Genomic DNA, 18,541 nt, shown 5'->3' on the forward strand with positions numbered 1-18,541 from the left:
CAATGGATATCAAGTCAGAGCAACAGGCACAAGCCTACCAGGCCATTATTACGTTTTTAGCCGAAAAATTATCGATAGCGGAATCTGATGTGCCGGACGCACTCATTGAGGAGACGTATGTCGAATTGATGCGTGAACAGGAGGCGATTTCTGCACCACAGACGATATCTGAGCAGTTCGAATTGCAGGCACTGGCACATCCGAATCACAGGGCTGTGCTATGGGGGCAAGAGGTAGCCAGCTACCACGAATTGTATGTAGGCATGCAGTATGTCGCCAGCATGTTATGGAAGCAAGGTGTTATACCTGGCACCCAGGTCGGTGTTTATGTGAGCAATCCTGTCCTGCGTTTATTGACGATTCTGGGAGTGTTAAGAGCGGGGGGCATCGCGGTCATTGCCTCTCCTGACAATGCGGTGGTAACAGCTAAGGCGGTGTTTTCCCGCAGTAGTGTGTCCTGTGTGCTCTGTGAACCTTCTTCCGTGCAGGTATTTACTGCGAATGTGTATCCTCTTATCACGGTCGAACGACAGCAATATGCTATGCCGGTTGAGCTTCCGCCTGAAATTGCGGCCAAAGAGGGTGGAGTGATGACTTTTTTATGTGGTCATGAGGTGTTCCTCACCCAGGCTTTGCTGGCAGACAGGATCTCATCTTGGAAAGCAACGCTGATTCTGCATGAATACGACGTCTACGCTCTGTGGCAGTTTGAGCAAGCAGATAGTTGGCTGGATCACGCACTTTGGGTGCTAACCAGCGGAGCGACACTAGCATTACCTGTGCAGATCCCAGGAGAGCAGGTGTCGCCTGATGTACTTGCCGATATTCAGGCCGATGTGGCTTATTTTGATGCACCACTGCTAGCGTCATTTGCTGGGAGCGGATGGCGGATACCCGATAGACTTCGTGTGATTTTGTCTGGCAGCGAGCCGCTTCATCGTACTTCCATCGCCTCATTTTTTTGCCGAACAGACCACTGAGTTCTATTTCTGTTTTGCGCCTGCGGGGCTGCCATTGAATCTGATGCCGACGCGAACCAGCCTCAGACGGGGCCGTTTATCGCTGGGTACGCCGCGAATTGGGCGTGCTGCGTTGCTGGATCCACAGGGGCATGAAGTTGAAGAGGAAATGGTAGGTGAGATGCACTTGTGGGACGGTTGTCAGTTAGTCGCTACGGGGTTAAAAGCGGAGTTATCTGCTGAAGGAGAATGGCTCTGGGTTGAAAATCAGGCGAAGAACCTGATGATTACCGGCCAGCATATCTGCGATACCAACCAAATTATCGCCGCGCTGGTGACCTGCCACGAAGTGGCAGATGCGGTGGTATTAATTACACAAATGCCGAACGGATGCGCTGAGCCTGTTGCCTATGTTGTGCTTGCTGATGATCGTGCCAGTACAGAAGAGTTGGGCCATAAGTTGTGCTTCGAGATGCCTTACGGACAACCGATGCTCAATATTATCGCTGTCACCGCTATCCCGTTAAACAATGGCTATGTTGATGACAGTGCTTTATTGAAAATGCCGTTGATTTCGCCAGCAAGGATCCGTGTTATAGAGGCGCATATCGGTGAGCAAGCTGGAGTTGCGTCTGTGGGCAGCATTGTGGTGCCCCATCAGGATGAAAGTGGGCATTTGGCGCTGGAGGATGTTTTTCCTAAGGAGACAATTAATTACGCGCAGGCTGTAGTGGGACAGCGTGAGAAATATGGCAATGCGAATACGCAGGTACCAGCCACAACTGACATGACTACGGGGAATAAACCGCTTGCTTGGCAGCGTGGTGGTGAACTGGTTATCCCGCAAACATGCCCACGTGATTTGTCAACAGCGCTACAACAAACCGCTCACCGTTATCCTGATAAAGGGCTGACATTTGTTGATGCCAACGGGACGAACACGTTTCTTAGCTACCCGGATCTGGTATGCAGAGCGAAAAATATTCTTGGTGGCTTGCAACGGTACGGATTTCACCCGGGTGCGCGCGTCATTTTGCAGATCGATAACCTGGCAGATCATTTCTCCGCCTTTTGGGCCTGCATGTTAGGGGGGATTATCCCCGCAACGGTAGCGATTGCCCCTTCTTATCAACAAGAAAATGGCGTTGTGGCAAAGGTCTGGCACACTTGGACATTGCTGGAAAAACCACTCATCCTGACAACGGAACATTTGCAGCCTGAGTTGCAACAGATGTGTGCCCTTTATCCCATGGAGGGGGGGACAATCCTGACAGTTGAGGCTCTGGAATCGCTACAACAGGCTGGCGAAATCCACAAGGTACAGCCTGGTGATTTGGCATTCTTTCAACTCACATCAGGAAGTACCGGTAAACCCAAATGTATTCAGGAGATACATGAAAAGATTATTCGCCATATCAATGCGGGGAAACAGTACAATGGATATGATGCGGACGACATTAGCTTAAATTGGCTGCATCTTGATCATGTTGTTCCTATCCTGACATCACATCTGAAAGATGTGTATCTTGGCTGCTCACAGCTTCATGTTGACACTGATTATGTGCTTGACGATCCCTTACGCTGGTTGGACCTCATAGAAAAACACCGGGTTACTCACAGTTGGTCACCGAACTTTGGTTTCCGGTTAGTCAGCGAAGCACTGAAACCGAACCGTAACCGACAATGGAAACTGGATTCACTCCGGTTTCTGATGAATGCAGGAGAACAGGTAACCTTACCCGTTATCAGTGATTTTCTGGATGCAACGCGCCCGTTCGGTGTCACGGAACAAGTGATGCAACCTGCATTTGGTATGGCGGAAGTGTGTACCTGCATGACGTTCTGCAACAATTTTGATCGTGATATTAATGCGGTACGCGTAGTGAAAGCTTCCTTGCGCGGCGATCTTGTTTTTACCCGCGAAGTTCACCGTAGTGATGTGCTGACTTTTGTCAGTTCGGGACACATTGTTAACGGTGTGGAGATGCGTATTGTCAATGAACACAATGTCTGTTTACCTGAAGCCGTGATCGGCCGTTTTCAGATCCGCGGCGGTGTGGTGACACCGGGTTATCTGAATAATTCACAGGCGAATACGGAATCGTTTGTTGGTGACGGGTGGTTCAATACCGGTGACCTTGGCTTTATTTTGAATGGTGAGCTTTTTATTACCGGCCGGGAAAAAGAGCTTATCATCATTTATGGTACGAATTATTACTGCCATGAAATAGAAGAAATAGTCGGCCGTAACAATGGTGTTTTACCAACCTTTACAGCAGCCACCAGTATACAGGATGAGGTAATCGGCACTGAGTCGCTGGTTATTTTCTTCGTTTCTGAAACGGATGACGTTGCTCAACAGATGCAGATCATCCAGGCGATACGCACCTCTGTCACTGCAACGATGGGGATTTCTCCACGTGTTGTTTTACCGTTGGAAAAAAGCACCTTTCTGAAAACGACGAGTGGCAAGATCCAGCGAGACATAATGAGAAATGCCTATCTAAACGGACTGTATGATGAGCAGGTAAAACGGATAGATATGGCATTGGGCAATGATAACACCCTGCCGGATCAGTTCCTTTGCAGAAAATGGATAACACGTCAGCGCTCCGCTAATGTTGCCCGCTCCGTGAAAATGGCGATAGTTTTCGGTACAGCAGAGGGGGTGGGTGGCAATCTGGTATCACTTATCCATGCTGAAGGGGGCGTTGCCGTTCTTGTTGAGGCTGGGAGGCGCTTTGAAAAACTCAGCAATCTTCATTATGTGATTGATGCGGGCAGGGTTGAAGATTTTACTTCTGTATTTTCTGATCTGAGTGAGTCGCCGACACATCTGATTCAGGCATGGCCTTTCGATATTGCTTTGGAGCGAGATACTGGGGTATATGGCCTGATTCGCCTGTTGAATGCGGTAGATCGCAGTGCAATGTCGTTACGGAGTCTGGCGCTCATTACTCATCATGCCTGGCCAGTTTTAGCCTCCGATCGCGCGGTTCCTGAAAACGCCGCGTTTGCCGGTATACTGCAAACACTGGCGTTGGAACGTCCTGATTTGCGCTGTTTTCATGTTGATTTTGATACCGTCGCCACGCCGTCTGTGGTGGCGAAAGCCTTTTGGCAGGAACTTACTGGTGAGGCGTTTGCGCGCGAGGTCGCGTACCGGAATGGTGAACGGAAAGTTCCGTTGCTGACAGCCATTGATATGCAGCAGGGACAGTTACCATTACCAATAAGAGAGAAGGGGCATTATCTGGTCACCGGGGGAACGGGTGGTATCGGTTCGCTTGTCACTCAGATGCTAGTCGAGCAGTTTAACGCGAAAGTTCTGGTGGTTTCCCGCTCAGCCAGTGCTTCGGATCCTGGAAGGATGACTCTACGACCGGAAAAGAGGGGCAATTTGCTATTTGCCTCAGTAGAGGTTGCCGATACGGAGGCTCTGCAAGCGGCAGTTAGTAAAGCAGAAGCGCACTGGGGCGCTCTGATAACCGGTGTATTCCATTTTGCTGGTGTGATGGATGAACGGTTGCTCGAAGATGAAACTCCAGAAACGTTAGCAAGGGTTTTTGCCAGCAAGGTGTCGGGTGCCCAATCGCTACTGGAGATTTTCTCCACGCGTGCCAATTCCTTTCTGGTGCTCTCTTCTTCCGTCAATGGCACCTTTGGCGGCTTTGGGGCAGGGGCTTATTCTGCCGCCAATGCCTGGCTTGATGCTTTACCGTCAGCGGCAGCGTCTGCCAATATCAGTATTTACTCAGTCGCTTGGTCACAATGGCGAAATATTGGTATTAGTCATGGTTCACCATTCAACAAACTTGCGGAAGCAAAAGGTTTTCAGTCTCTCGGTGCAAAACAAGGGCTGGTGTCATTACTGGCAGTGCTTTGCCGTGAGCCAGGTACAACGCTCGTTGGGCTGAATCCAGCAAAACGTTATGTGGCTAGCCGGGTCAGTAACGTTATGCAGCCGGCTGAACGGCTGCGCTGTTACTATACGGGTATAGCGCAACCTGCTGCGGTTATGGCTGCATTGCCGCGTAATGATTTGTCTGATGCTTTCGGTGCTATCTCCTGTTTTGATCTCAATTGGCTGGAAACGATGCCCATAGACAGTACAGGAACACCTGATAAAGCGTCATTACGGCGGATAGCAGTGAGTAAAGGCGCATTATTGGCGACTTTTCAGGAGCCAGAATCGCCGACAGAGAAGGCGCTAGCCAGCATTTGGGAAGAGTTGCTCAACACGAATAAAACGAGTGTGCTGGATAATTTTTTTGAACAGGGCGGACACTCTCTGTTGGCGACACAGTTAATTTCGCGGATTCGACGCTATTTTGGCATCGAAGTGCGGATTGATAGTCTGTTTGCTAATCCAACACTGCGGGAATTGGCTAGCCAGATTGATGCGGCGCGCACGAGTGTGATTAGCACGGACAGCACGGCTGAATTGCACCGCTACCAGCGTAAACACCTTGTCCCTCTGTCGTTTGCCCAAGAGCGTCTATGGTTCCTTAATCAATTAAATCCAGGAAATCCATTTTACAATATTCAGCAACTGATTCGTATTACAGGCCACCTTGATGCAACTGATGTTGAGATGGCATTTAAAAAACTGGCACAACGTCAGGCGGTATTGCGTACTACCTTTCAGGTTATCGATGACTCGCCGGTACAAGTGGTCAATGATATCAACCAGCAAGGTATGTTTGATTTTCAGTATATTACCTACGATGGAGAAAATGGCAGAGTAAAATGGCGGGAGACTGTTGCTCACGAGTCACAATACGGATTCGATTTAACGCATGGGCCAGTGTTCAGAGTTCGGTTATTACGCATCACCAGCAATGAGCACTTTCTACTGTTTACTGTGCATCATATTGCAGCGGATGCCTGGTCTGTTTCCATATTGATCCGTGAATTTATGGCGTATTTTCAGGAAATAGAATTGCCGACATTGCCAATAGAGTACACGGATTTTTCGATCTGGCAGCGAGAATGGTTGGTAGGTAAGGAGTATGACCAGCAGTTACAGTACTGGATGCAGCATTTAGATGGCTATAGTGGTGTGCTGGAAATTCCATCCGACTTTACACGTCCCGGTATGCCGAGTTATCAGGGCGAAAAATTACAATTCAGACTATCGAGCTCACAGCATCAAAAACTTGGTGAACTGAGTCAGCAGTGGGGGGTAACACCTCACATGATCTTATTTTCGCTGTTTAATGTGCTATTAAAAAAATATTCAGGTGCCGATGATATTGTTGTTGGTATGCCGATAGCTAACCGGAACCGGGCTGAAGTTGAGCAACTGATTGGTTTCTTTGTTAATACTCTGGCGATCCGCAACAACTTGTCCTCTGATCCGACATTTGAACACTTTGTGGCTGATGTGAGAACGGGTTTGCTGGAAGCCTACGCCTATCAGGATATGCCATTCGAGAAGTTGGTTAATGAATTGCATCTGGAACGCCAGTTGGATCGACAGCCATTGTGTCAGGTGATGTTCGTGATGCAGAACGTGCCAGCGCAAGCCATAGATCTAGACGGCTTTGAATTTGAGTTGATGGACTCGCCCCACACAATTGCCAAATATGACCTGACACTAAGCTTTATCGCGGTGAACGGAGAATATCACGGGGCGCTGGAATACAGTACTGACCTGTTCAGCCATGAATCAATGCAACGAATGATCAATGTCTGGAGCCTGATGCTGACGAGTGCATTGGATAATCCACTGCAACAGCTCTCGGCGTTGATCGCTCAGCAACATGGTGGGGATATTCCTGCCTGGCCATTCGCCGCATCCATTTCCTTACCAAGCGTCACGGATGACGACTATATCCGTGCATTGTTGCTGTCGCAATCTGCCATTCAGAGGGTAACACCGCTGTCTCCTGTTCAGCGGGATTTATATCTAGATTATCTGCATAACCCTACTAGTGGGCAATATGGGCTGACATACTCTGTTGATCTGGGAACACATATTGATACGTCCCGATGGCAAGCCATCGTCCAGCAGGTTACGGAAGAAATGCCGGTTTTGAAGAGCCGCTACTTCACGCTAAACGGGTCATTTTGGCAGTGTGTCGATAGTGAGTTGTTGTTAGACTACCGTATCATCGTAGGGGACGACCTCAGTAATGTCCTGGCGCATAACGCTCAGCAGCCATTTGATTTATTTGATTATGCGGTACGCCATCTGCTCTTTCGGCACCAGACTACGGGAAACTATACTGCGATTATTACCTGTCATCATATTGTTCTGGATGCCCATTCAGCACACCGTTTCTTCCAGCGTATGGCTGCTGTTTATCAGGGCGAGTTGGCTACCAGTCAGCAGATATCACCGCATGCGGCATTTCACGATGCCGTAGTCAGACGTATTGCACGTTTCGATCATGAGGAGGTGACCAGGTACTGGACGCAAGCGACCAGAGAGGTAGAACCGTTGGTGCAGGCTCGCTCTTCGCGTAATGAGGTCAGACGACCACGTCTGGAAACGACGTGTTTCAACCGCATGCATGCTGAACATATTAAGCGGCATTGTGCTGAACTTGGCGTAGGGCTGGCAACGTATTTTCATGCGTTGCTTGGTATCTTACTGGCACGATTCTACCAACCGGAAAGTGATTTTATTCTGTTTAATGTCTTGGCCGGGCGTGAAAAACATGAGTTAGACGTTGCGGGTTGTTTATATCAAGTTCAGCCGCAGGTGTTTGCCCACTCACTTTTTTCCTCGCCTGAAAGCAGCTTTACGGCAATAGCATTGCAACTTTCACAGATGCATCGTGCGACAAGAGCATACAAAGACATCTCTGTTTTTACACAGAGACAGATTCTGGGTCAGGAAGGCATCCGTTTCTATACGAATTTCTATAACTTTGGCGAGCTCCACCGTGGTGAACATCATGCACACTTGGCCGTGCATGAGTCATATGAAGCTAGTGAAGTGCATTTCATTATTGAAGAATCGTCTGTGGGTATTGATATCCGTCTCGCCTTTGATGAGGGAATGTGGCAGTCAGCACGATTGCTGGAACGAATGGCATATCTGTCTGAACAAGTGCTTGCCGGTGATAAGGTGCTAGGTGATTTTGAGATAGCACTTGCTGATGAGGTTAACGTAATAACCCATCACTGGAACCAGGATTTAGTACCTCAGCAATGCGATATAGCCAGTCTGGTCGATTTATTTTCGCAACAAGCACAACAGAGACCGCAGGCTATAGCCGTTCGTCATAATGGTGAGGAAATGAGCTATGGTGAGCTGGAGTATCGGGCAAACAAACTCGCATTCTATCTGCGTAGTAGAGGAACGACGGCGAATCGTTTGGTCGGCTTGTTACTTAATCCCTCGTTTAACACAATTATTGGTTTGCTGGGGATCCTCAAGGCAGGCGGAGCTTATTTGCCGATAGACTCCCGATATCCGAGTGAACGGGTTCATTTCATGTTGCAGGATGCTGGGGTTGAAGTCTTGGTAACCGAAAGCGTGTTGCAAGAGCAATCCCCGATACCTGCTGGTATTAGTGTGATTACACTGGATACCGATTGGGATAACATTGAAAGGGAAGAGGGAATGCATGATAGCCTACAGATTGCCCCTGACCAACTGGCGTATGTCATTTATACATCGGGGTCCACTGGGGTGCCTAAAGGTGTCATGCTCACTCATGCTAATGTCGTCAGACTATTTAGCCAAACTGCAGAATGGTTCCATTTTAATGAGCAGGATGTCTGGACACTGTTTCACTCTGTTGCCTTTGACTTCTCGGTTTGGGAAATATGGGGGGCACTGTTGCATGGTGGAACGCTAGTAGTAGTAGACCCATCCATCACGCGTTCTCCAAATGATTTTTTTTCATTGCTGAGGAAGGAAAAAGTCACCGTACTTAATCAAACACCTTCTGCTTTTGCACAATTAGTCCAGGCTGACCTAAAACAACCTGTAGCCAATGAGCTTGCCCTACGTTATGTCATTTTTGGTGGAGAAGCGCTGAATTACACCACTCTGCAACCTTGGGTTGATCGTTATGGATACAACAAACCGCAACTAATCAACATGTATGGTATCACCGAGACAACAGTACATGTGACCTGGAAGTTGATTACCGCCTCGGATCTTGTTCAAGGGACGGTGAGTAATATTGGCAGACCTATTCCTGATTTGAAGTTATATCTTTTCGATCAATTTGGTAAATTGACCCCACCTGGTGCGATCGGAGAGCTATATATTGGTGGTCCCGGTCTTGCAAAGGGATATTTGAATCAGCCAGAGTTAACCGCCACACGGTTTAGCGAAAATCTTGTTTTGCAGGAACGATTGTACAAAACCGGTGATATCGGACGCTGGTTACCTGCTGGAGAAATAGAATATCTCGGGCGGTCTGATCAGCAGGTGAAAATTCGTGGCTTCCGTATGGAACTGGGTGAGGTTGAAAGTCAATTTCGTAAAATTACAGGGATAGATGATGTCGCAGTGGTGGCAAGAAAGAATTGCGATAGTGAAGTAGAATTAGTCGCTTACCTTGTTACAGCAGTTTCTATCCCACGTGCTGAAATAAAACAGCAATTAGAGAAGACTCTACCTTATTATATGATTCCTTCTGCTTTAGTCATGATGAAAACGCTGCCGCTTACCGTGAATGGAAAACTGGATCGCAGAGCGTTACCTGAACCAGATGAGTCGGCACGTCGAGCATCTTCGCACTTTGTTCCGCCGCAAAATGATATCCAGGAATTAATGGCACAGGCGTGGTGCGAAGTGTTATCGGTTGAAAAGGTAGGAATAGATGATAATTTTTATGAATTAGGCGGGCATTCGCTGAAACTCGTGGGCCTTCAGACAAGGCTTAATTTGAAATTGAGGGGAAGAACTCCCCCCGTTGAAATAATAAATTTATTCCAGTATCCCACTATTCGAGGATTATCCGATTTTCTCGCAAAAGAAAAATCAGTAATCACCGAGCCTAGACAGGTAAATCAGGTGGAAAATAGAGCTGATAAAAGAAGAAAACTGACTGAAAAACGGCGAAGTTACGTCAATAGGACCTAGGTGGAATAGTAATTCCTTAATTTACTTTATCGTTATAATTTGTCAGACTCGAAAAATTTTCGGCCTGACAATCTATAATTTATTGTGTGGTCATGGATTGCGACGACAGGTTTGTTTTATTTTTGTGAATAATAGATAGTTAATTTCTTCATGAAGTTAATGTCGTTATTGCATGATTAAAAAAGGCAATTTATTGTGTGGAAAAGAAGTGGCTGTACACAAGCGACAATTATACAACGATTCAGTCAGGTTGGTTTTTTAATCGTATTGCCTATGGTGGTATTATTAACACTATGGCAGGCAAAACCACCTGAGCCTAAATTAGCTAACGCACCTGCGAACGTTTTTTCTGCAGAACGAGCACTAGCTATAATAAAAGATATCGCCAGGGAACCACGCCCAACAGGTTCGAAAGAAAATGAGCGAGTACGGCAATATCTTATTACCAGACTAAAAAGTATGGGGCTGACACCAGAAACACAATCGGGTATTGCCTATTCCGATGGTGCTTTCACCAGTGTCGCTGTAGTAACAAATGTGGTCGTGCGTCTAAAAGGAACGGTTAGTCATAAAGCGGTACTTCTGATGGCGCATTATGACTCTGTTGAAACGGGGCCTGGAGCGAGTGATGATGGTGCCGGAGTGGCGACAGAATTGGAAACGCTGCGGGCATTAATGCAGGGACCTGCGTTAAAAAATGACGTTATCTTTCTTTTTACTGATGGGGAAGAACCTGGCAGTCTCGGTGCTCAGCTTTTCTGGCATCATCATCTCTGGCGCGATGATGTTGGTGTTGTATTAAACTTCGAGGCTCGTGGAGCGAGTGGTGCTTCGCTAATGTTTCAAACTAGCGAACAAAATGGATGGCTTATAAAACAATTCGCCCAGGCTGGTCTTCATCCGGTCAGCAATTCGCTGATGGGGGATCTATATCGCTATATGCCAAATGGCACAGATCTTTCTGTCTCGAATGAGAAAAAAGTGTCAGGAATGAACTTTGCCTTTGGGGGAAACTGGCCGATTTATCACACTAGCAGGGATCGTGTTGAAAATATTGATCTGTCTTCTCTGCAACATCATGGTGATAATGCGCTTAATTTAAGTAGTAAATTAGGTAACACAGACCTTTCGCAAACGAAAGATACGGATGCTTCATATTTTAATGCATTCGGATTGTTGATCCATTATCCACAATCTTGGGTGAAATGGATTACGAGTGGTATAATATTACTAGCCGTCATTTTATTAATTCGCGGTGTAGAGCAACATCGTTTGTCTCTAAAAAAGATAGTACAGGCGACATTTATCCAGCTATGCGGAATCATTATTATCCCAGCTCTAGTCCTTGGTCTTTGGTTGGTAATTGAGGCGTTATGGGCAGGGAAAATGTATGCCCCCATGGGAGGGCTGTATGATAATCTACTATATGAGGGTGGATTCGTCACTCTGACGGTTGCGCTGACAGTTGTGATGCTAGGGCGTGGTCAACAGCGCTTTGGTCTACTTAATATGTTGAGTGGTGGCCTGCTTATTTGGTCTCTGCTTATTTTGTGTGTGGCATATTTACTCCCCGGTGGGAGCGATTTCTTTAGCTGGTCGTTACTGTCCAGCTTACTCGTATTTGGTTGTGCCCTGAACAGTAGGCAACCACAAACTGTACTTAGCCACCCGGTATCAATGCTGGTTGTGACATTACCAGTCGTTTTTTTTCTGACTTCAATTCTCAACCTATTTTTTATTTTTCTCTCTGCAACGATTAATGCCTGTGCGATGGCTCTGGTCGTATTAGCTTTGCAATTGCTGCTGGCCCCATTATCTGTGTTGATGGCCCCCCGATTTTGGCTGTTGCCTGGGATTGCCATGCTGATAACCGTTATATTATTTAGTTGTGCTTTTTTCCGAGGACAGCCAGATAGCGACAGACCAAAAGGGAATAATATCTCTTATTACTTGAATGCTGACACAGGGGAGGCGAAATGGGTCAGTTGGAGCGAGGTTACAGATGAATATCTTGAACAGTTTCTGCCACATCCGCAAAGAGATATGGCTACTCAGGTATTGCCCTTTGCTTTTGCAGATAAAAAGCTACTAACGGGGAATGCAACGGCTGTGCCTTTATCCGCAGCAGAAGTGCAGCTCGATAACCAACAGGTTGATGCTGACGGTATACGTAAGATCCGCGTGGTTGTGACGTCAAAACGTAAACTCAGCAGATATCTGCTCCAGATTAATAATCCCAATATTGACCATATAACTTTAAATGGTTTCATTTTAGAAAATAATAGTCACGTCAATCCATGGTGCATTGAGTATCTCGCACCAGGAGAGTACCCATTGGTAATATCTCTTGGTTCAATGAGGAAAACAAAATTGATCGTATCTGAAGTGATCGATGGTTTACCTGTCATCCCGAGCAAAATGTATATGCCAAGAACAGAATTATTTATTCCTCAGCGATTCTTTGATCACTCAACAATAGTGAGCAAAACATTCGAATTTTAACGTATTGTTTATAGTGTAAAGATAATATTAACATTTATGGAGGTAAAATAAATGCTGGAAAAACTGCATGCATTAAAGCATCTAATTGGGAATACTCCATTAGTACCATTGAAACATGATAAGATTAATCTTTTTACCAAGTTAGAATATCAAAATCTATCTGGAAGCGTGAAAATTAGACCTGCATTTTACATTCTGGATGCAGCAATTAGTCGTGGAAATATCCGCCCTAACTCTTCCATAATAGAATCATCTTCTGGGAATTTTGCTATTGCACTGGGAACATTATGCAAGCAACTAGGCATTACCTTTATTCCGGTTATCGATCCTAACATTAATTCTATTTATGAAAATGTACTGTTTTCTTTAACAAACCGAGTGGAAAAGGTGAAAGAGCGTGACGAAACAAAAGGATTCTTACTTACCCGGTTACGTCGGGTAAGAGAACTAATGGAAGGAACAACGAATGCATTCTGGACTGATCAATATGGTAATCCAGATGCTGTCGATGGCCATTACTATGGACTGGGTGATGAAATAGCAAGAAGCTTTGATGAGCTGGATTATATTTTTATCGGTGCTGGTTCATGCGGAACACTGGCTGGTGTGTCTAAGCGTCTAAAGGAAAAGTTTCCAGATATTACGGTTGTTGCCGTTGATACGGTAGGATCTGTTATTTTTGGCGATGAGCCACGTAAGAGATTTATTCCAGGAATTGGTTCCAGTATTGTTCCACCAAATCTAAAGAAAGCAAAGGTTGATAAAGTTATGCATGTGTCCGAGTTGGATGCAATTAATGGCTGCCATCAGATACTGGAAAAACATGCTCTCTTTACAGGAGGGTCGTCTGGTAGTGTATATATGGCAATCCAGACCTATTTCCAAGATAAAAAGTTTAGTAAAAAACCAAATGTTATTTTTATCTGTGCAGATAATGGTATCCCATATGTGAACACCATTTATAATAAAGAGTGGGTGAATATGTTTAGTGAGGAATGTATTAAAGCATAGAGTAGTAACATGATCTTAATTGACTGGAGAGAAGTAGATGAGATATTTGAATACGGAAAGCATAAAAAAAATTGGTATTGACTGGTTGCAGACTGTTGAAACGATAAAGAATGCAGTTTTCACTTTATATCATAATGAAGTAGCACAACCAATCAAGCCCTATCTACGATATAGAAACCCGGAAAATCGTATTATTGCAATGCCTGCTTTTATCGGTGGGAATATCGATATGGCCGGGATTAAATGGATCGCCAGTTTCCCGAAAAATATCCTACATGGCATCCAGCGAGCGCATTCGGTCACGATATTAAATGAATCTACAACCGGAAAGCCTCTGGCAGTACTGAACACCGCATTAGTTAGTGGTATTCGCACGGCATCGGTCACTGGATTGATGATCCAAGAATATGCTAAGCGATTTCCACTGCATAATGTAACTGTGGGTATTATTGGTTTTGGTCCAATTGGACAATTACATTTGCAGATGATGAGCGAGTTACTAGGGGATAGTATCTCTCAGGTCCTGCTATACGATCTTTCTGGCGTTAAAAAAGAATTCATTCCTGAAACGATCAGGGAACGTGTCACAATAGTACAAAGCTGGGAAGAGGCGTACCACCAGGCAGATATTTTTATTACCTGTACTGTCTCTGCCGGAGGATATATTGATAAAAGACCTAAAGATCGCTCATTGCTACTTAATGTTTCCTTACGTGATTTTAAACCGCAGATACTAGATTATACCTCATCGATTATTGTTGATGATTGGGATGAGGTATGTCGGGAAAATACGGATATCGAGTTGATGCATCTGCAGCGCGGTTTACAAAAAAGTGATACTCAATCGATTACCGAGATCGTCTGCGAAAACAAAATGCATACCTTCCCACCAAACTCGCCGATAATATTCAACCCAATGGGAATGGCGATATTTGATGTGGCGATTTCGACTTATTATTACCGAAGAGCAGTGCAAGATGGAGTTGGCGTTGATCTGGATGACTAGCTGTATCCAACGTGATACGGATGCATAGAAAAGTCCACGCGAAAGCGCTGAGGAATCCCCAGTAATGGGTGGGTAAAAAAAGACAGGCATAGAGTTATGTGATCTACTGATTGTTCCACCAATTCAATAAGGTCACCTCTATGCCTGCCCGACAAGTGAAGTGGTTTACTGAATTTGGCCACCTGAACAGAGGTGATATGCTCACCTCAGAACAACACATGTACACCAATGAAAAGAAGAAATTTTAGTCCTGAATTCAAACGTGAATCCGCTCAGTTGGTTGTCGACCAAAATTACACCGTTTCTGACGCCGCTAAGGCTATGGATGTTGGTCTTTCTACGATGACTAAATGGGTAAAACAACTGCGTGATGAACGGCAGGGCAAAACGTCAAACGCCTCTCCAATAACCCCGGAACAAATCGAAATACGTGAGCTAAAGAAAAAGCTACAACGTATTGAAATGGAAAACGAAATATTAAAAAAGGCTACCGCGCTCTTGATGTCAGACTCCCTGAACAGTTCTCGTTAATCGCGAAACTTAGGGCGCGTTATCCTGCGGCCTCTCTCTGCCACGTGTTCGGGGTTCATCGTAGCAGCTACAAATACTGGCAAAACTGGATTGAGAAACCATTGAGACGGCATACTGGTGCGGGCGTGACACTTTTTCGTGAAAGTGTCAGACTCGATTTTTATGCAATGTATCGAAAAGGATATTCTGAAATGGCTTTCTGAAAGAATTCTGAAATGCAAAGGGCTGCATACGCAACCCCTTGATAAATTTGGCTCCTCTGACTGGGATCGCCTTTGCCAGTAAATGGCTAATAAGTAAGCTAAGCCGGAAGTCTCTTCCTGTCAAGACCACCAAAATGACCACCGTTTTATGAGAAGAGCGAGAAGTATAAGTGAGGATATCCTCACTTATACTTTTGGGTGCTGAAATTATGATTGAACGGTCTTTCAGAACAAACATTATCATGATTTGAGCGTTACATACGTATAGAGGGCATGATAGGCATGTATGTGTTGTAACCAACTAATCTGTATGAGATATTGAATTTACACATTTTTGAGTGAGGTTTTCACTCCGCTGTGTTGATACAGCGTATATATAGCAGATACGAAATGGCTAAAAAAATCATTAGTATACTGAGTTTGTTAGGGTGTATCACTGCTTTTGTCTCAGCTTGGTTTACCAATAATACAACATGGTATTTTACAGCATTAGGTTTACTTTTAACCTTTATAGGTACTTTTGTCGTGGGTAAGGCGCCTTCTGGACACGTTGTTAAACAGAAAGGTGGCGCTTTTTCAAAAAATAATCAAAATGTATACTTTGGGAACGTTAATACAGGCAAGGATGACAAAAATGAGTGAGATCTCTCAGAAAGGAGGTTTTGGTTCCCATAATACTCAGATTGTGATTCAAGATTCAATTGTAGATGTTGTACGTTCCCCTTCTATATTTATGCAATTGGTTTCAATATTATCCGGCACACCAAGAAAAGATGTGCCATCTGATAATTACCAATCTTATGATATTGAGAGAAAAATAGAATTCAATGACATAATTAAACATAGAGAAAAAATAGAATATTATTACGCCTACGTATCCATGATAGAAACGGCATATACGACGCTAAATGAATCTAGAGCATCGGCTAGAGAAACATCACTTGAATATATAAATTCTAAATACAAAGATTGTGTTGGTGATATTCTTCTTAAAAACAAAGAGCTTGTAAAAGGGAAGAAAAGAGAGGAAGTCGAGGAAATTAGAAGGGTTATAATAAAGGAGAATTCTGATGAGATAATTGATTGTGTTATAGAGCACATAAACAAAACGTGTGCAAAGTCTATCTCATCAATTAATTGTAGTATTGAAGAAATAGCAATACATTCTGAGTTGATTGTTTTCCATGCGTTTGTTGAATGCAAAGTGTTGGAAAAACCATTATGATACTATCTGACAGCCTAAAACCCGATCAGACGATCTATTACTTGGGTGCTAAATTACTGCATTGTATTAAAAATGAACCATCAATGGTAATTGATAGCATATATCTTTTTGACAAATTTAAAAAATCCGCGAACAAAAAATCACATTTTCTCAGTATATGTACACATTAGATTGGCTTTATTTGTTGGATTTGGTTGATGTTAATAATCAAGGGGACATTATCATATGTTTTTAAAAAAACTGGAGGTTTACTCTCAATCTCTTGGGATGATTAGAGATATTTCTTTTCATAATGGTGTGAACTTGATTCTGGATAGAAGTACAGTAAAGAAATCAGAAACAGGGAATAGCGTAGGTAAGACAACAGCTTTGAGAGCAATTGACTTTTGCTTGGGAGCTAAACAAGAGAACTTTTATATAGACCCTGAGTTTAAAACCGAAGATTCAGCGATAAAGAGTTTCTTGATTGATAATGAAGTTGTCTTCACGATTATATTAAATACGACTAGTAATCGTGAATTGATTATTAGTCGAATAATTAGCGCTAACTCAAAAATTCACGCCACTATAAATGGTACGGTTTTCACCAATCTGTCGTCACTCCATGAAGCTTTAAAACTCAATCTATTTTTGAGTTCTTCGCTGAAGCCGACATTCAGACAAATCATGTCTCGTTTCGTTAGAAACTCAACTGAAAAGATGTCTAATGCATTAAAAACATTACAAATGGCGTCTTTGGCTGATTATGAAACACTTAATCTTTTCCTATTCGGTTTTGACAATGCTAATATTCTTAGTGAAAAGCAAAAAATAGGGAAAGAACTAAAAAAAATTGAAAAAGAATTTGATGTCATTCTGAAAATAAGATCTAAAAATTCTATAGAACAATCATTATCTGTCATTGAAAGGGAAATTAAAGAGAAAGAAAAAGATATCGCCAATTACAATTTAGGTGAGTCTTATTCTGCGCAGATGAATGAAATTAACGCTATAAAATTAAAAGTATCTCAACTATCATTAGATCTGTCTGTTCTTGAAATGAAAAGAAGTTTAAATGAAAAAGCAATAAAAGATCTTCTTGAACAGCAAGATAATACAGACCCTGACGAATTAAAAAAACTTTACGAAGAAGTTACTTTCAGAGTTGTTAGTATAAGTAAAACCTTTGAAGAGGCACTTGATTTTCACAATAAGATGATAGTGAAGAAAGTTGAGTTTATTAATTCTCAAATGGAATCATTGATTACAAATATTGATGAGGTAAAAAGAAGTTTAAATATATGGCTGGAGAAAGAGTCTAGTATCTTGAGGGAATTATCTCAGTTAGGATCATTAAGTGATCTTCAGATAATACAGAAAGATGTTAATAAGCTTTATGAAAACAAGGGAAGTTTTGAAAGCTCATTAAACCAAATATTGGATTATGAAGAAAAAATAGAAAAAGCTAGAGGAAAACTAAATGAAGTTGCTTCTGAGATTGATGTGAATCTCGAAAGATTTAACGAAAAACTATCTGTTTTCAATAAATATTTTTCTGCATATACAAAGGAATTATATCATGAAGAATATATATTAAGTTATGATGAAAGCAAAGGAAACTATGTTTTTAAAGTTGAGCCATTAGGTGCAATTAAAAGTAAAGGCAATCAAGGTGAAGGTAAAAAGAAAGCTCAGGTTTCAGCACTTGACCTCGCTTATCTTTCAACACAAGAAGAAAATAATTCAAAAACATTAAGATTCATTGCGCATGATGGAATTGAAGCCATACATTCCAACCAAATAAAAACATTATTTGACATTGCATCATCTATAAACGGCCAGTATATATTGTCTATATTAAAAGATAAACTGTCATCAGTAGACACTGATTTTATAGAGCAGCACACAGTTCTCGAATTAAGTGAAGATGATAAGTTTTTTAAAATATAAAATAATCATAGGCTCTGAAAATATGATCAGAGTCTATATTATTAACCACTCTTTATACCTTCATATCTTATCGGAAAAATAGTTTCTGGCTTTAATAAATATTGAGGACTATGTCAGAACATA

At 43.4% G+C, this 18,541-nt stretch carries 10 protein-coding genes and 1 pseudogene; 10 read left to right on the forward strand and 1 reads right to left on the reverse strand.

The window, feature by feature from the left end; all coding sequences use genetic code 11:
- The first annotated feature begins 2 nt into the window (after positions 1–2).
- The 6 genes and pseudogenes from DDA898_RS08275 to DDA898_RS08300 all read left to right on the forward strand — a co-directional run.
- Positions 3–980, forward strand: coding sequence for an AMP-binding protein (locus DDA898_RS08275; RefSeq protein WP_038910876.1), 978 nt, complete (start codon positions 3–5; stop codon positions 978–980).
- Between the two features lie 43 nt (positions 981–1,023).
- The gene (locus DDA898_RS08280) at positions 1,024–10,011 is read left to right on the forward strand and encodes a non-ribosomal peptide synthetase (protein WP_081639234.1); all 8,988 of its coding nucleotides are present in this window, start codon (positions 1,024–1,026) and stop codon (positions 10,009–10,011) included.
- Positions 10,012–10,206: 195 nt separating this feature from the next.
- Positions 10,207–12,513, forward strand: a complete 2,307-nt coding sequence (locus DDA898_RS21710; protein WP_152490675.1) for a M28 family peptidase — start codon at positions 10,207–10,209, stop codon at positions 12,511–12,513.
- A 51-nt stretch (positions 12,514–12,564) separates the two neighbouring features.
- Positions 12,565–13,524 carry a 2,3-diaminopropionate biosynthesis protein SbnA gene (sbnA, locus tag DDA898_RS08290; RefSeq protein WP_038910878.1) on the forward strand — a complete coding sequence of 320 codons (960 nt, stop codon included), beginning with the start codon at positions 12,565–12,567 and terminating at the stop codon, positions 13,522–13,524.
- Positions 13,525–13,561: 37 nt separating this feature from the next.
- A complete protein-coding gene (gene sbnB, locus DDA898_RS08295) occupies positions 13,562–14,530 on the forward strand; it encodes a 2,3-diaminopropionate biosynthesis protein SbnB (RefSeq protein ID WP_038910880.1) in 969 nt (322 codons plus the stop codon).
- 228 nt (positions 14,531–14,758) lie between these two features.
- Positions 14,759–15,162: pseudogene (locus tag DDA898_RS08300) on the forward strand (transposase); the annotation flags it as partial.
- A gap of 46 nt (positions 15,163–15,208) precedes the next feature.
- Here the strand turns inward: DDA898_RS08300 and DDA898_RS23635 are convergent.
- Entirely contained in the window at positions 15,209–15,454 is a 246-nt protein-coding gene (locus DDA898_RS23635) for a hypothetical protein (RefSeq protein WP_236616730.1), read from the reverse strand.
- 200 nt (positions 15,455–15,654) lie between these two features.
- Between DDA898_RS23635 and DDA898_RS23125 the strand changes: the two genes are divergently transcribed.
- The 4 genes from DDA898_RS23125 (at position 15,655) to DDA898_RS08315 (ending at position 18,418) form a co-directional block, all read left to right on the forward strand.
- The gene (locus tag DDA898_RS23125) at positions 15,655–15,906 is read left to right on the forward strand and encodes a hypothetical protein (RefSeq protein WP_152490677.1); all 252 of its coding nucleotides are present in this window, start codon (positions 15,655–15,657) and stop codon (positions 15,904–15,906) included.
- Positions 15,899–16,489, forward strand: a complete 591-nt coding sequence (locus DDA898_RS08310) for a hypothetical protein (protein ID WP_038910883.1) — start codon at positions 15,899–15,901, stop codon at positions 16,487–16,489. Before DDA898_RS23125 ends, DDA898_RS08310 begins: the two co-directional genes overlap by 8 nt.
- A 157-nt stretch (positions 16,490–16,646) precedes the next feature.
- Positions 16,647–16,724, forward strand: a complete 78-nt coding sequence (locus tag DDA898_RS23895; RefSeq protein ID WP_369073782.1) for an ABC-three component system middle component 6 — start codon at positions 16,647–16,649, stop codon at positions 16,722–16,724.
- Positions 16,715–18,418 (forward strand): DUF2326 domain-containing protein, encoded by a 1,704-nt coding sequence (locus DDA898_RS08315; protein ID WP_038910884.1) that lies wholly within the window; start codon positions 16,715–16,717, stop codon positions 18,416–18,418. Before DDA898_RS23895 ends, DDA898_RS08315 begins: the two co-directional genes overlap by 10 nt.
- Positions 18,419–18,541: the final 123 nt, after the last annotated feature.

This window comes from Dickeya dadantii NCPPB 898 (genome assembly GCF_000406145.1).
In the GTDB taxonomy this organism is placed as follows: domain Bacteria; phylum Pseudomonadota; class Gammaproteobacteria; order Enterobacterales; family Enterobacteriaceae; genus Dickeya; species Dickeya dadantii.

Excerpts from the sequence above, each read along its gene's own strand:
- DDA898_RS08315 (WP_038910884.1), top strand. The coding sequence starts at position 16,715 with ATGTTTTTAAAAAAACTGGAGGTTTACTCTCAATCTCTTGGGATGATT.
- DDA898_RS08310 (WP_038910883.1), top strand. The coding sequence starts at position 15,899 with ATGAGTGAGATCTCTCAGAAAGGAGGTTTTGGTTCCCATAATACTCAG.
- DDA898_RS23895 (WP_369073782.1), top strand. The coding sequence starts at position 16,647 with ATGTACACATTAGATTGGCTTTATTTGTTGGATTTGGTTGATGTTAAT.
- sbnB (WP_038910880.1), top strand. The coding sequence starts at position 13,562 with ATGAGATATTTGAATACGGAAAGCATAAAAAAAATTGGTATTGACTGG.
- DDA898_RS08280 (WP_081639234.1), top strand. The coding sequence starts at position 1,024 with ATGCCGACGCGAACCAGCCTCAGACGGGGCCGTTTATCGCTGGGTACG.
- DDA898_RS08275 (WP_038910876.1), top strand. The coding sequence starts at position 3 with ATGGATATCAAGTCAGAGCAACAGGCACAAGCCTACCAGGCCATTATT.
- sbnA (WP_038910878.1), top strand. The coding sequence starts at position 12,565 with ATGCTGGAAAAACTGCATGCATTAAAGCATCTAATTGGGAATACTCCA.
- DDA898_RS23125 (WP_152490677.1), top strand. The coding sequence starts at position 15,655 with ATGGCTAAAAAAATCATTAGTATACTGAGTTTGTTAGGGTGTATCACT.